Genomic DNA, 14055 nt, shown 5'->3' on the forward strand with positions numbered 1-14055 from the left:
AGAACGATGGTTTCTGTAATTGCAATTGCAATTGCAATTATTTCAGTTGTATTCTTGCGGGGAATGATTGGCGGGTTATTAGATTCTACTTTTGAAAACCATATTCATTATGTAGCAGGTCATATCAGATTGATTGATAAAGAATATGAATTAAAAGAACACATGGTATCACTGAAATACAGTGTAAATGGCTTTGAAGAAGAGGGTTATGAGAGTATAGGAGAAAAATTGTTGCAAATAGAAGGTGTGGATCAAGTGGTTCCTCGCCTGAAGTTTGGAGCTATGGTCAGCCATGAAGATAAAATGATAACAATGATGGGCTGGGGGGTAGACCCGGATGAAGAAATCAGATTTACTGAAATAGATCAACAGATAGTTGAAGGAAGAATGATTAAGCCGGGAGAAAGAGAATTGGTAATGGGTGCCGGTCTGATGGATAAAATCGGGAAAAAGGTCGGAGATAAGGTTACTTTTTTATATAGTACTGCCTTTGACGCTTTTCGAGGGTCAACTTATCAGATTGTTGGAAAGATTGAAAGTAATCTGGATTTATTGAATGATAATTTATTTTTCTTACCCCTGGACCAGGCACAGTCAATACTGGAAATGCCGGGTGAAGTAACGGAATTATTGATTATTACACCAGATTATGATAATACAGCTACAGTTTTATCAGGAATCGAGGATTTCCTTGCCAGTAATGATAATGCAGGAAAATACACCTTACTACTTTGGAATAGGGATTATCAGATGATAGAACTATTTGCAATGGCTCGGACAATTTACAATTTCATTTATATATTTATTATCCTGCTGGCTTGTTTTGTTCTAATAAATACGCTAATTATGATTGTAAATGAAAGAACCAGAGAAATTGGCATGATGAGTGCTCTGGGCTTGAAATCTCAAGAAATACTTTACCTGTTTGCCATGGAAGGCATAATTATCGGTGCCCTGGGAAGTGGTATCGGGGTTATTTTCGGAGGGATTATAACCAAGGTATTCTCTATTGTAGGGATAGATTTTGGGGCAGCCATGGAAGGAATGAATGCAGATTTGATGTTTGAACCTGTATTTTATACTGTTTTCAGCCTGGAAAATTTGATTTTTGCCTTTATTCTGGGTGTTGTGGTAGTCACAATTGCCTGTATTATTCCGGCTAGAATGGCAGCACGGTTGGAACCCAATGAGGCATTAAGATAATCAGATAAATAACATGAAGGGAGATTATTATATGCAAAGAATAGTTAAAAATTTTTTAATCGGGTTATTAATAATAATTATATTTTATTTTTTATCTGGTATTGTATCAGCCCAGATGACTGCTGAAGAAATAATGGAAAAGAGAGATGATAATGAATTTATACATTCAGCCCGGATAGAGGCAACCATGATTATCAGTCAAGGGGGCAGGGAAATTGAAAAAACGATGGAAATGCTTTCATTGGAGAAGGATGCCCTGGTAGAATTTACCAATGCCGCTGATCGCGGTACCAAATATTTAAAAAAGGAAGATAATCTATGGATGTTCTTCCCTGATGCCGAGGATATTGTTAAAATTTCCGGGCATATGTTAGAACAGGGTTTTATGGGGAGTGATTTCTCTTACCAGGAGATGATGGAATCCGACAAACTGACTGAATTATATACATTTACGCTCTTAGAAGAAGAAACTTTTAATGATCGTCCCTGTTATGTTTTGGAAGCCATTGCTGTTCCAGGTCAAAAAGTATCTTATTACCACAGGGTAACCTGGATAGATAAAGAGCGTTTTGTAGGGTTAAAAGAAGAACTTTATGCAGAAAGTGGAAGATTATTGAAGGTAAGCGAGATACAGGAAATTGAAGAAATTGAGGGAAGATGGTTACCGATAAAATCAATCATGGAAAATAAATTGCGTAAAGACACCTATACCCAGTTTGTAATAACTGAGATTGATTTAAATCCTGAATTGGATGAAGATATGTTCAGCCTGCAAAACCTGCGTTAAAAATTATAGTAGTATAAAAAGAAAAATGTAAAGATGTTCTATTGGGTTTATAAATAACACAAAAGAACATCTTTATTATTATTAATATTAAAAATATTTTATTCTAAGCAAAAATAGGGTAATATTGATAATTAATTGAATAAAAATTTTATTTAGATAAAACAGGGAAGGAGAACAATTAGAATGATAAATCTTAGGAGTGATACCCAGACATTACCAACTGCAGAAATGTTAGATGCAATGCGGAATGCACCATTGGGAGATGATGTTTTTGGAGAAGACCCAACTGTAAACAGATTAGAGCAGCTGTCAGCTGAAATATTGGGCAAAGAGGAGGCGCTTTTTGTAGCCAGTGGTACAATGGGAAATTTATGTGCACTAATGAGTCATACACGTCCTGGAGATGAAGTAATATTGGAAGGAGATTCCCACACCTATTATTATGAAGTTGGAGGTTTTTCCGCATTGGCTGGATTATCTCCCAGAATGATACCAGGATTAAATGGTATTATTAATGTAGACCAAATAAAGCAATCTTTAAGACCTAAAGATCTACATTTCCCTCCTACGACATTATTGTGTCTTGAAAACTCTCATAATAGAGGAGGAGGAACAGTCTACCCGGTACAATTGATTGATGAAATTTGTCAGTTTGCTCATGAGGGTGGACTAAAAGTACATATAGATGGTGCACGTATATTTAATGCTGCAGTTTCCCTGAAAGTTGATGTAAAAGAATTAGTTAAAAATGCTGATTCTGTTATGTTTTGTCTTTCGAAGGGGCTTAGTGCTCCAGTTGGTTCGATGCTTGCTGGTAGCAGTAATTTTATCAAGCGGGCTCGAAAAAACAGAAAAATGCTGGGAGGAGGCATGCGCCAGGCAGGAGTGCTTGCAGCTGCTGGTATTATCGCTATCGAAAAGATGGTAGAACGTTTGGCTGATGACCATACTAATGCCCGTTTTCTTGCAGAAGAGTTAAATAAGCTTGATGGATTAAAAATTGACCTGGACACTGTACAGACCAATATGATTTATTGTGATATCAGTCAGTTAAAAGTACAGGTTACTACTTTTTTAGAAATATTAAAAGACAAGGGCATTTTAGTTTCACCTGTTCCGCCAAGCAGGATAAGATTGGTTACTAACAGACATATATCAAGAGAAGATATTAATAAAACAATTGAGGCATTTAAACAGGTAATAGCAGAGAATTGGTAATATTATAATTTTTCATCTTTACTTTATGATAAAATAAATATAACCAGTATAAAAAACAATTATTGTAAAAAATGAATTATTTCTATCTACTTTAGATTATAGATAATAGTATTTTTAAGGTGAGGTGATATCAGAATGATTCAGGAAGATAGAATTGCTTACTTGAATGAGAAGGAAGAGCGGCCAGGACAATATATTATCTACTGGATGCAGGCTTCACAGCGTGTTGAATATAATCAGGCTTTGGAAACGGCAATCAGAATAGCTAATAAGCGTTCATTACCAGTATTGGTTTATTTCGAGTTTACAAAAAATTTTCCTGATGCTAACTTCCGTCATTATTATTTTATGCTGGAAGGCCTGCAGGAAGTTTATAATGAATTGAAAAAAAACAACATTAAAATGATTCTTCATTATCAAGAGGACAACATTACTCCGGATTTACTTAAACTGGCAAAAGATGCAGCTATAGTTGTTACTGATTGCGGTTATTTACATTTTCACCTTGAATGGAGAGAAAAATATGCAGAAGAAATACCATGTCTGATGCTCCAGGTTGAAAGTGATGTTGTTATACCAGTAGAAACTGCTTCAACTAAAGAAGAATTTACTGCGGGTAGTTTCAGGCCAAAAGTAAATAGATTATTATCAGATTATTTAAAGCCAATAGATACTACAGAACCAAAACATTCATCATTAAATTTTGCTATAAAATCATTACCTATAGACGACATTTCCAATTGTCTTGATTATCTGACTGTAGACAGCTCAGTACCGGCTTCTCCAATCTTCCATGGTGGAAATAGTAAAGCCAAAGATTTTTTAAATCAGTTTATCAAGGAAAAAATATATCGTTTTGAATCTTTGCGGAATAACCCATCTGAAGACTATTTATCACATATGAGTCCATATTTGCACTTCGGGCAGATTTCTCCATTATATATTGCATTAAAATTAAAATCAGAGGCACCAGCTGAAGCTTACCGGGTGTATCTGGAAGAATTAATCGTTCGCCGTGAGCTGGCAATAAATTATGTTTATTATAATGCTAACTACGATAAGTTTAAGGGGCTCCCCAGATGGGCAAAGAGTAGTCTGGAAAAACACCAGCACGATACCAGGAAAATTGTTTATTCAATTGCAGAATTAGAACATTCACTGACACATGACCCTTATTGGAATGCTGCTCAGCAGGAAATGGTAATTACAGGAAAAATGCACGGATATATGCGTATGTACTGGGGTAAAAAAATATTAGAATGGAGCACTGCACCTCAAGAAGCCTTTGAAAGGTGTATTTATTTAAATAATAAATATGAACTGGATGGCCGTGACCCTAATGGATATACGGGAATTGCCTGGTGTTTTGGAAAACATGACCGGGCATGGAAGGAACGTCCTATATTTGGTAAAGTGCGCTTTATGAATGACAATGGTTTGAAAAGAAAATTTGATATGGAAAAATATATCCAGAAGGTTCAAGAGCTAAGGAAAAAGTAAAGCAAAATATATTGAATTATAACAGGAGAACAGATATGCTGACTCAGCAGCTGATTGTTATAATAATCCTGATAGCAACTATCATGCTATTTATCTTTGATATATTGCGAGTGGATTTGGTAGCTATTCTATGTATGCTATCATTAGGATGGTCAGGAATATTAGAACCTTTAGAGGTAATTTCAGGTTTTTCCAGTAATGCGGTTATAGCCATGATTGCAGTTATGGTAATAGGTAGCGGGATTTATAAAACAGGTATAATGGAGAAATTTTCCCGTTGGATTATAAAGATTGTCTCCGGAAATAAGCGCAAGTTAATCGTACTGGTATCTCTCTCTGTTGGCTTGATATCGGCTTTTATACAAAACATAGGTGCGGCGGCTCTTTTTTTACCGGTTATAATAATTATTGCCAAAAAAGAGAATTATCATCCATCAGAGTTGATTATGCCCATGGGTTTTGCTGCAATCTTAGGGGGAACACTTACTATGGTAGCCTCAGGTCCTCTAATAATTTTAAATGATTTCCTGAGAAGTGCAGGATTGGAACCGTATAACCTTTTTAGCGTAACCCCGGTTGGACTTTTACTATTATTGACCGGTATTTTATACTTTTATTTTTTAGGACCTTATGTATTACCAAAAAGGGATGTTAAATCAGTTAAACCTGAGCAGGAAATGTTAATAGAATCGTGGCAATTACCCAACCAGGTTCGACATTACTATATAACCGAAAAAAGCCCCCTGGTTGGCAAGACTCCCGAAGCTGCCGGTATATGGGAAAAGTATCAGTTAAATATACTGGCTTTGTCAATGGAAAAAGGTATAGAATATGCCCCCTGGAGAGAGACTCACTTTAAACCGGGTCAAAAACTGGCATTACTTGGAAATGAAGAGAGAGTAAAAGAGTTTGCAGTTTTTTATAATTTGCAATTAATTGAAAAGTCAGATATTTTTCCTGATTTTCAAAATCCCCAAAAAGCCGGGTTTGCCGAATCAATTATCCCTCCCAGGTCTGAATTTGTCGGTAAAACTATACGCCAGTTAGCTATCAGGAAGAATTATCATATAGAGCCAATCATGATTTTCAGCCAGGGGAAAGCAGTGCGGGGTAATTTTTCTGATAGAACATTGGTTGCAGGTGATATTCTAATCTTTCACGGGTTATGGAAAAATATTAATCATTTAAAAGAAACAGGCCAGATTATTGTTTTAACATCTATCAAAACTGAAAGTGAGAAGAAGGGAAAATCATTCCTGGCAATAGCCTGCTTTGCTGCAGGTATTGGATTGGCTCTTGCCGGGTACCCCCTTTCTATTGCACTTCTTACCAGTGCAGTTGTCATGGTATTAACCGGAGTATTGAATATTGAAGAATTCTATCAGGCAATTGACTGGAAAGTGGTATTTTTAATTGCCGGGCTGATTCCACTGGGTATTGCTATGGAAAAAACCGGCACAGCTGCTTTTCTGGCTGAAAAGTTAATGTTTATTATGCAAGGCAAACATCCTGTCCTTATTATTTTTTCAATTGCCCTTATTTCCACTTTATTTTCCTTATTTATGTCAAACGTTGCTTCTACAGTTGTCCTGGTGCCATTGATTATAAATTTATCAGTGTTGATAAATATGGATGCCAGGCCTCTGGTATTATTGGTTGCAGTCTGTGCGGCTAATTCTTTTATATTGCCCACTCATCAGGTTAATGCTATGCTGATAACTGCAGGTAGTTACGAGAACTCTGATTATTTAAAAGCAGGCGGTATCATGACTTTTTTGTTTTTAGTAGTTGTTACTTTTGTTTTTTATTTCTTTTATTTCTAATTTACCATTAAAATATAGGAGGATACGAAATTTATGTATATTGAACAGTTTTATGTACCAAAGATTGCTCACAGCTCATATTTGTTAGGAGGAGAAGAAAACTGTGCTATCGTTGATCCCAGCCGTGATGTTGACAAATATATTACTGCTGCTAAAAATATGGGATTTAAAATCACTCATATTTTAGAAACTCATTTACATGCTGATTTTATATCAGGGCATATGGATCTGGCTGAAAAAACAGGGGCTAAAATTTATGCACCGGCTTCTGCAGACTGTCAGTTTGAACATCAGGCATTAAAAGAAGGAGATGAATTCCAAATTGACAATATTTCAATCAGGGTATTGGAAACCCCGGGTCATACACCGGAACATATTGCCTATGTTGTTACAGATAAGTCCAGAGGTAAAGATCCTGTAGTTTTATTTTCCGGTGATACTATGTTTGTAGGAGATGTGGGGAGACCGGATTTGTTTCCTGGCAGGGCTGAGGAGTTAGCTTCCAAGCTGTTTGACAGCCTGAAAAAGTTTAAGGAACTGCCTGATTTTTGTGAAGTATTGCCGGCACATGGGGCAGGCTCTCTTTGTGGAAGAGCCATGGGAGCTAAAAGAAGAAGCACAATTGGTTATGAGAAGAGATACAATGAAGCATTACAGATTGATTCAGAAAAGGAGTTTATTGCTTCCTTGACCAATGATATGCCACCGGCACCGGACCACTTCAGCCGTTGTAGTGAGATTAACCGGAAAGGTCCAAAATTAGTACGAAAAATGGACCCCATAAAGGCTTTGTCGCCAATAGAATTTGGAAAGCTGGCAGAATCTGATGAATATGTGATACTGGATTGCCGGAGCTATGATGCCTTTGAAGGACAGCACATAATAAACTCATATGGTATTGATTATGACGGTAATTTCCCGACTTTTGCCGGTTGGGTTATCCCCCCCGAAAGCCAGATTCTGTTAGTAACACCTGATAGAGTTTCTGCTGAAGAGGTAGCGGTGTGGCTTCGGAGAGTCGGTTTGGATAATGCCTATGGCTACCTGGAAGGCGGAATGTTTGAATGGGCTAAAGATGGATTGCCAAGCCGTCATGTATTACAGGTTTCTTCCCCGGAATTAGAATCTTTGAGAGAAAATGATAGTGTTAAAATCCTGGATGTACGTGCCACAGGCGAATTTGGAGAGCATCATATAGAAGGTGCAATTAACATATCTGCTCCTGACTTGAGAGAAAGATACAAGGAACTGAATAAAGAGGAAAAATATTATGTAGTGTGCAGCACCGGTCATCGTTCAACACTTGCCATTTCCCTATTATTACAGCGAGGGTTTGAACAGCTGGTAAATGTTGCCGGTGGAATGACCGGAATGGGAGAATTTGGGGAAAACAGAGAAACGATTAATAAATGGGGAAGTTTTCCTTATCGCTGGAAGATAAATAGAAAATAGTAGAAATAATAATCAAAACAAGGAGGAAAAATTAAATGGAAATTTTTACCTTGAAAACATGGTCTCCTTATCTGGTGGGAGCAGGAATTGGGATATTAAGCTGGTTTACCTTTTTACTTTCCAACAAACCCATTGGATGTTCTACCGCTTTCGCCAGAACCAGTGGCATGATAGAACAGGCCTTAACAGGTAAATCTGTAGAAAAAAACCCCTACTACCAAAAATTTCCTGCTGTAATAGATTGGGAGTGGATGTTTGTTTTAGGCATTATAATAGGTTCTTTAGTTTCGGCGATGCTTTCAGGGGATTTTTCTTTAAGACTGGTTCCCTCTCTTTGGATGGCACGGTTTGGGGTATCTTTTCTACCACGTTTTTTTACTGCATTGATTGGTGGTATTGTTCTTGGTATTGGAGCTCGTTGGGCTGGCGGCTGTACCAGTGGTCATGGCATTAGTGGAACTATGCAGCTGGCAGTTAGCAGTTGGATTGCTGTAATATTATTCTTTATTGGCGGAATAATTACTGCCCAATTTATGTACTATGGACTGGGAGGTTAGAGATGTTAAAAAAATTGCATTCTCAAAACAGGACCCAGCTATTCCTCGGTCTTATAATGGGTTTTTTCTTTGGTTTTCTGTTGCAAAAAGGAGGGGTAGCCAAATATGATGTAATTATAGGGCAATTACTTTTAAAGGACTTCACAGTCATAAAGATAATATTATCTGCCATTGTGGTAGGAATGGTTGGCATTTACCTGCTGAAGGCAGTGGGAATGGTAGAAATGCACCCGAAACCAGGTTCTATTGGTATGACAGTTGTCGGTGGACTGATATTTGGGATTGGCTTTGCCTTACTGGGATATTGTCCTGGAACGATTTCAGCAGCAATAGGACAGGGTAACCTGGATGCCTTATTAGGAGGATTGGCAGGAATTATAATAGGGTCAGGAATATTTGCCCATTTATATCCAGGATTGGAAAAATTTCTCAAGAAAGGCTGGTTTGGTGAAATTACTATCCCGGAATATCTAAAAGTAAACCCCTGGTTAGTAATTATCCCTATAAGTCTATTAATTGTATTATTTTTGTATATAATTGAATCAGTTGGATTATAAAAAATAATGAAAAATTAAAGCCTTGTTTAGCTAAACAAGGCTTTAATTTAATTGTTTTATTATATGCTAAATGAATACATCTTTTGGAAGTTAGCTTTATTTAATCCAATTTTATTTATTGCTGAAATAACTCAAATAATAGAAATTATACATAACTGTAGTTGTTAATTATAATATTTTAGCGATGCATGTAATTTAATCTGGAGAGTTATGATGAATATTAAGGACACAATGATGGAAGTACTGCAGGCTTTATTGCCAATAACTTTAGCAGTATTTCTTTTACAATTTACAATTATTCGGTTGCCGATTAGAGAATTTATGTTATTTCTTTTTGGCGTTGTATTGACTTTTTCCGGTTTTACTCTGTTTCTTATAGGTGTACGATACAGCCTTTTACCCATTGGTGAGGAATTTGGCGTTGTATTAATGAAGAATGAGAATCTCTGGTTATGGATTGGTCTCGGTATTACATTAGGATTTGCCGTTACTATATCTGAGCCCGGTTTACAGGTCCTTGCGGATCAGGTAATGAATGTATCAAACGGGGAAATTCCAAAAAGCCTTTTAATGATTACCGTGTCCCTGGGATTAGGGATATTTCTTGCTTTATCATTAATAAGAATAATTTTTAAAGTATCTCTACGTATCATATTGTTAGGCAGTTACATTTTAGTGTTTTTATTAGCTATATTTTCTTCACCAAATTTTTTTGCAGTTTCTTTTGATGCCGGAGGAGTTACGACAGGTCCTATGACAGTACCGTTCATTCTTGCCTTTGGAGTGGGAATGTCTTCAGTAAGTGGCGCTAAAACTACCTCCGGGGATAGTTTTGGTTTTGTAGGATTAGCTTCTGTCGGACCTGTTTTGTCAGTATTGATTTTAGGAATAATATTTTGATGGAAATATTTTTAGATATTATAACAAACAAAACAGTAGAAGTTTTATTTGCTCTGTTGCCTCTTTTAATTATATTTATTATATTTCAATTTGTAAAAATAAAATTACCCAGGGCTCAGTTTGTGATAGTTTTAAGAGGACTATTTCTTACTTTTGCAGGACTTGTTCTATTTTTGAGTGGGGTTGATTTGGGCTTTATTTACATGGGTGATTTGATAGGTAAGACACTTGGACAATTATCTTATAATTGGATTCTTATTCCCATTGGATTTGTATTGGGATTTGTAGTAACAATTGCTGAACCGGCAATCCAGGTATTAATTATTGAAGTTGAAAAGGTAACAGCAGGCTCAATTAATAGAAAAATTATCCTGTATTTTTTATCTTTTGGGGTCGCTGTGGCGGTAGCTTTATCTATGTTCAGGATGATGAATAATATATCTCTGTGGTATTTTATTTTACCGGGATATTTAATTGTGCTGATTTTTATGTGGTTTGTCAGTCCAGTTTTTGTATCGATTGCTTTTGATTCCGGAGGCGTAGTCACCGGTCCCATGATTGCTACATTTCTTTTATCATTATTTGTTGGGAGTTCTACTGTTATTTCAGGGAGTGACCCTCTCACAGATGCATTTGGAATGATAGCAATGGTTGCCATGGTGCCGATTCTATCAATCCTGATTTTAGGATTTTTATATAATAGAGCAGAAGCTAAAATGGAGAAAGAGATAAGAAATATTAAAGAGAAAGAAGAGAAAAAAACTGGAGTGATTTCTGATTTTGAATTAATTGTTGTTATTACAAACAAAGAGCATGTTAAGCACATAGTTGATGTTACTAAAAAAGCAGATGTGAAAAAAGAGGTTATAAACTTTGAAAATTACGTTGGCTTAAGTGAAGAGAGAAAAATGTCAGACATTCCCACTGAGCCGCAAAAGGAAATGATATTAGTCCTGGTTGAATCCGGTAAAAGTAAGAAGGTATTAAAGAAAATTCAAAAGGAAATGTATTTTAATAATATTGATAATAGTGTTGCATTTATTCTGGATTCAAAAAATATTGATGATATCTGTAATATGTATAATGCCATGAAAGAAAAAAGATAAAAGGGTGAAATAAATATTCATAGTTCCTTTTGTATAGGTTAATAAGATTTTAAGAAGAAAATTATAAGTACTATGGAGGACAAAATGGCAGAAATAAAAGCAAAATTTGATTTAATTGTGACCATTGTAAGCAAAGGTTTTGCTACAGATGTGGTAAATGCTTCCAGAAAGGCAGGAGCCGAAGGGGGTTCAATTATTCACGGACGTGGTACCGGTGTGCGTGAGGATGGAAAAATATTTGGTATTCCAATTGAGCCGGAGAAAGAAATAGTGTTAACTTTAATTGACCAAAAGAAAACAGATGAAACATTAAAAGCAATTGAAGAAGAATTATCCCTGGATGACCCGGGTAAAGGTATTGCCTTTGTACTGGATGTAAAAAAAGTAGTTGGAATATGTCATTTATGTGATTTAGAAAAGGATGATAAGAAAGAGAAAAAATAAATGAGTATACAGTCCGGAAAATTTTTTTTAATTATTTTTATAATAGTGCTCATTTCTCCTGTTCTAACCAGTTTTGCAATTTTTTTTGTTGATTCTTCTCCGGTTCTTCAATATGAAATTATTGAAAGCTATCCACATGATACTGCAGCTTTTACCCAGGGACTTATATTAAATGAAGATTTTTTATATGAGGGAACTGGACTATATGGAGAATCATCAATTCGCAAAGTCGAGCTGGAAACCGGGAAAGTTTTACAGCAATATAATCTTCCAGATAAATTTTTTGGAGAAGGTATAACGATTTTTGATAATAGAATTTACCAGCTTACCTGGAAAAAACAGACAGGTTTTATTTATGACCTTGAAACCTTTCGATTATTAGATGTATTTATTTATTCTCATGAAGGTTGGGGAATTACCCATAACGGAGAATATTTAATTATAAGTGACGGAACCTCTGTGTTGCGTTTTATAGATCCTCTTAAATTGAAAGAGGTTAAGCAAATTAACGTCTCTGATGGTGACACACCTGTTGATAGGCTTAATGAATTAGAATATATCAATGGCTATATTTATGCCAACATATGGCAGACTGACATAATTGCTATTATTGATCCGGAGACAGGTAAAGTAAATTCCTGGCTGGATTTAAGCGGTATTCTGAAGGATGTTAAAACGAATGAAAAAATAGATGTTTTGAATGGCATTGCCTTTGATTCTGAAAGAGGACATTTACTGATTACCGGTAAACTATGGCCGAAAATATTCAGAATAAAAATATCTGAAAATTAATATAACTTAATTAACTGAATACAACTTCTTATTTTCAGGGGCATTCCAAATAGAATCAATAATAATCTTTGTTACAATCCTGCCTGCTTGTTCATCAATCAAACAGATTAAATAATATTTTTTGGATTTCGCAACCTGCCTTTAATAAAACCAAAAATAATATATTGCAATAAATGTTTGAGAAATCTCAAATAGTAAAAATATTGAATTTTTTTTGCTATAATGATACAATCCCATATTGTTTTTAGGATATATTACTTAACATTTTGACACCGAAACACCGAAAAGAGTTGAATAAATGTTTAAAAAATTCATACATTATTATAAACCTTATAAGGGTATTCTTTTATTAGATTTAATTGCTGCTACCCTTATTGCAGCGGTTGACCTGGCTTTTCCGGCAGTTACCAGACATTTTATAAACAATATTATTCCAAATAACCAATTAAGACTTTTTTATGTATTTATTGTTTTCCTAATTGCTCTATCCATTCTAAGAGCCATTTCCCAGTATATTGTGAATTACTGGGGACATGCCCTGGGTGCCAGGATGGAGCGTGATATGCGGACAGATTTATTCAAGCATTTACAAAACTTATCAGTGGATTATTTTGATAATGTGAAGACCGGACATATCATGTCCAGAGTAGTGCATGACATCAGTCGCATAGGCGGGCTTGCCCACCATGGACCTGAAGATATTTTTCTGTCTTTTGTAATGATAATTGGTTCTTTTATTATCCTTTTTCAAATTGAGTGGCGGTTAACATTGGTACTGTATGGCTTTTTGTTTATTTTGCTCTGGTATGCAGTTAACAAAAGAAAAAAAATGACTGAAGTTTTCAGATTAGTAAGAAAAAAGATTGCCAATGTAAATGCACAGCTTGAAAACAGCATTTCCGGTATCAGGGTGGCTAAATCATTTACCAATGAAGAGTTTGAAATGGAAAAATTCGATCTGGGCAATGAGGAATTTAACAGGTCAAGAGAAATGTCTTACAAGGTGATGGCGGAATTCTTTTCTACCATAATGTTTTTATCAAATTTTTTAAATATTATTGCATTAGGATTGGGAGGGTATTTTGTTTTTAAAAATATTATCAGAATGGGAGATTTGGTTGCTTATTTACTTTATATAAGTTTCTTTTTACAACCTATTCGTCGGCTGACAAATCTAACTGAACAGTTACAGGAAGGAATCAGTGGGTTTGAAAGATTTGTAGAAATTATGAAAATTAAGCCGAGCATTATAGATAAAGAAAATGCACTGAAATTAGACAAAATTCAGGGGAAAGTCGAGTTTAAAAATGTTTCTTTCAGTTATAAGAAAAACGAAGTTGTCTTATCTGATATCAATCTTATTATAAAACCGGGGCAGACCCTAGCCCTGGTAGGCCCTTCAGGAGCAGGTAAAACTACTTTATGTCACCTGATTCCCAGGTTTTATGAAGTGGTATCAGGAAAAATATTAATTGATGGCATAAATATTAAAGACATTAGGCTTAGTTCACTGAGAAAAAATATAGGGTTGGTACAACAGGATGTCTTTTTATTCACTGGCACAATTGGAGAAAATATTTTATATGGTAAGCCTGATGCGACTCATGAAGAAGTAGTTCAAGCAGCAAGAGATGCAAATATCCATGATTTTATTGATAGTCTTCCTGATAGCTATGACACTTATGTTGGAGAAAAAGGGCTCAAACTTTCCGGTGG

At 35.5% G+C, this 14055-nt stretch carries 12 protein-coding genes and 1 pseudogene; all 13 read left to right on the forward strand.

Annotated elements, in window-relative coordinates; genetic code table 11:
• Window positions 1-1203: ABC transporter permease (locus PHQ99_05530; protein ID MDD4289030.1), on the forward strand; the 1203-nt coding region annotated here is incomplete at its 5' end.
• Window positions 1204-1234: 31 nt separating this feature from the next.
• On the forward strand, window positions 1235-1990 hold the full coding sequence (locus PHQ99_05535) for an outer membrane lipoprotein-sorting protein (GenBank protein MDD4289031.1): 756 nt from the start codon (window positions 1235-1237) through the stop codon (window positions 1988-1990).
• Between the two features lie 183 nt (window positions 1991-2173).
• The gene (gene ltaE / locus PHQ99_05540) at window positions 2174-3208 is read left to right on the forward strand and encodes a low-specificity L-threonine aldolase (GenBank protein ID MDD4289032.1); all 1035 of its coding nucleotides are present in this window, start codon (window positions 2174-2176) and stop codon (window positions 3206-3208) included.
• Window positions 3209-3343: 135 nt separating this feature from the next.
• Window positions 3344-4708 (forward strand): deoxyribodipyrimidine photo-lyase, encoded by a 1365-nt coding sequence (locus tag PHQ99_05545; protein ID MDD4289033.1) that lies wholly within the window; start codon window positions 3344-3346, stop codon window positions 4706-4708.
• Window positions 4709-4743: 35 nt separating this feature from the next.
• Window positions 4744-6531: an SLC13 family permease gene (locus tag PHQ99_05550; protein MDD4289034.1), complete on the forward strand. Its 1788-nt coding sequence runs from the start codon at window positions 4744-4746 to the stop codon at window positions 6529-6531.
• Window positions 6532-6564: 33 nt separating this feature from the next.
• The gene (locus PHQ99_05555; GenBank protein MDD4289035.1) at window positions 6565-7983 is read left to right on the forward strand and encodes an MBL fold metallo-hydrolase; all 1419 of its coding nucleotides are present in this window, start codon (window positions 6565-6567) and stop codon (window positions 7981-7983) included.
• Window positions 7984-8018: 35 nt separating this feature from the next.
• Complete coding sequence (locus tag PHQ99_05560) at window positions 8019-8540, forward strand: YeeE/YedE thiosulfate transporter family protein (GenBank protein MDD4289036.1); 522 nt, start codon at window positions 8019-8021, stop codon at window positions 8538-8540.
• A 2-nt stretch (window positions 8541-8542) separates the two neighbouring features.
• Complete coding sequence (locus PHQ99_05565; protein ID MDD4289037.1) at window positions 8543-9097, forward strand: YeeE/YedE thiosulfate transporter family protein; 555 nt, start codon at window positions 8543-8545, stop codon at window positions 9095-9097.
• Between the two features lie 210 nt (window positions 9098-9307).
• Complete coding sequence (locus PHQ99_05570; GenBank protein ID MDD4289038.1) at window positions 9308-9997, forward strand: DUF1538 domain-containing protein; 690 nt, start codon at window positions 9308-9310, stop codon at window positions 9995-9997.
• A pseudogene (locus tag PHQ99_05575) lies at window positions 9997-10707 on the forward strand (DUF1538 domain-containing protein). The gene PHQ99_05570 and the pseudogene PHQ99_05575 overlap by 1 nt, the downstream one beginning before the upstream one ends.
• 480 nt (window positions 10708-11187) lie before the next feature.
• On the forward strand, window positions 11188-11547 hold the full coding sequence (locus PHQ99_05580) for a P-II family nitrogen regulator (protein ID MDD4289039.1): 360 nt from the start codon (window positions 11188-11190) through the stop codon (window positions 11545-11547).
• Window positions 11548-12339: a glutaminyl-peptide cyclotransferase gene (locus tag PHQ99_05585; GenBank protein ID MDD4289040.1), complete on the forward strand. Its 792-nt coding sequence runs from the start codon at window positions 11548-11550 to the stop codon at window positions 12337-12339.
• A gap of 298 nt (window positions 12340-12637) precedes the next feature.
• The coding region (locus PHQ99_05590) for an ABC transporter ATP-binding protein (GenBank protein MDD4289041.1) at window positions 12638-14055 on the forward strand (1418 nt) is incomplete at its 3' end.

Source organism: Atribacterota bacterium (genome assembly GCA_028703475.1).
In the GTDB taxonomy this organism is placed as follows: Bacteria; Atribacterota; Phoenicimicrobiia; order Phoenicimicrobiales; family Stramentimicrobiaceae; genus JAQVMU01.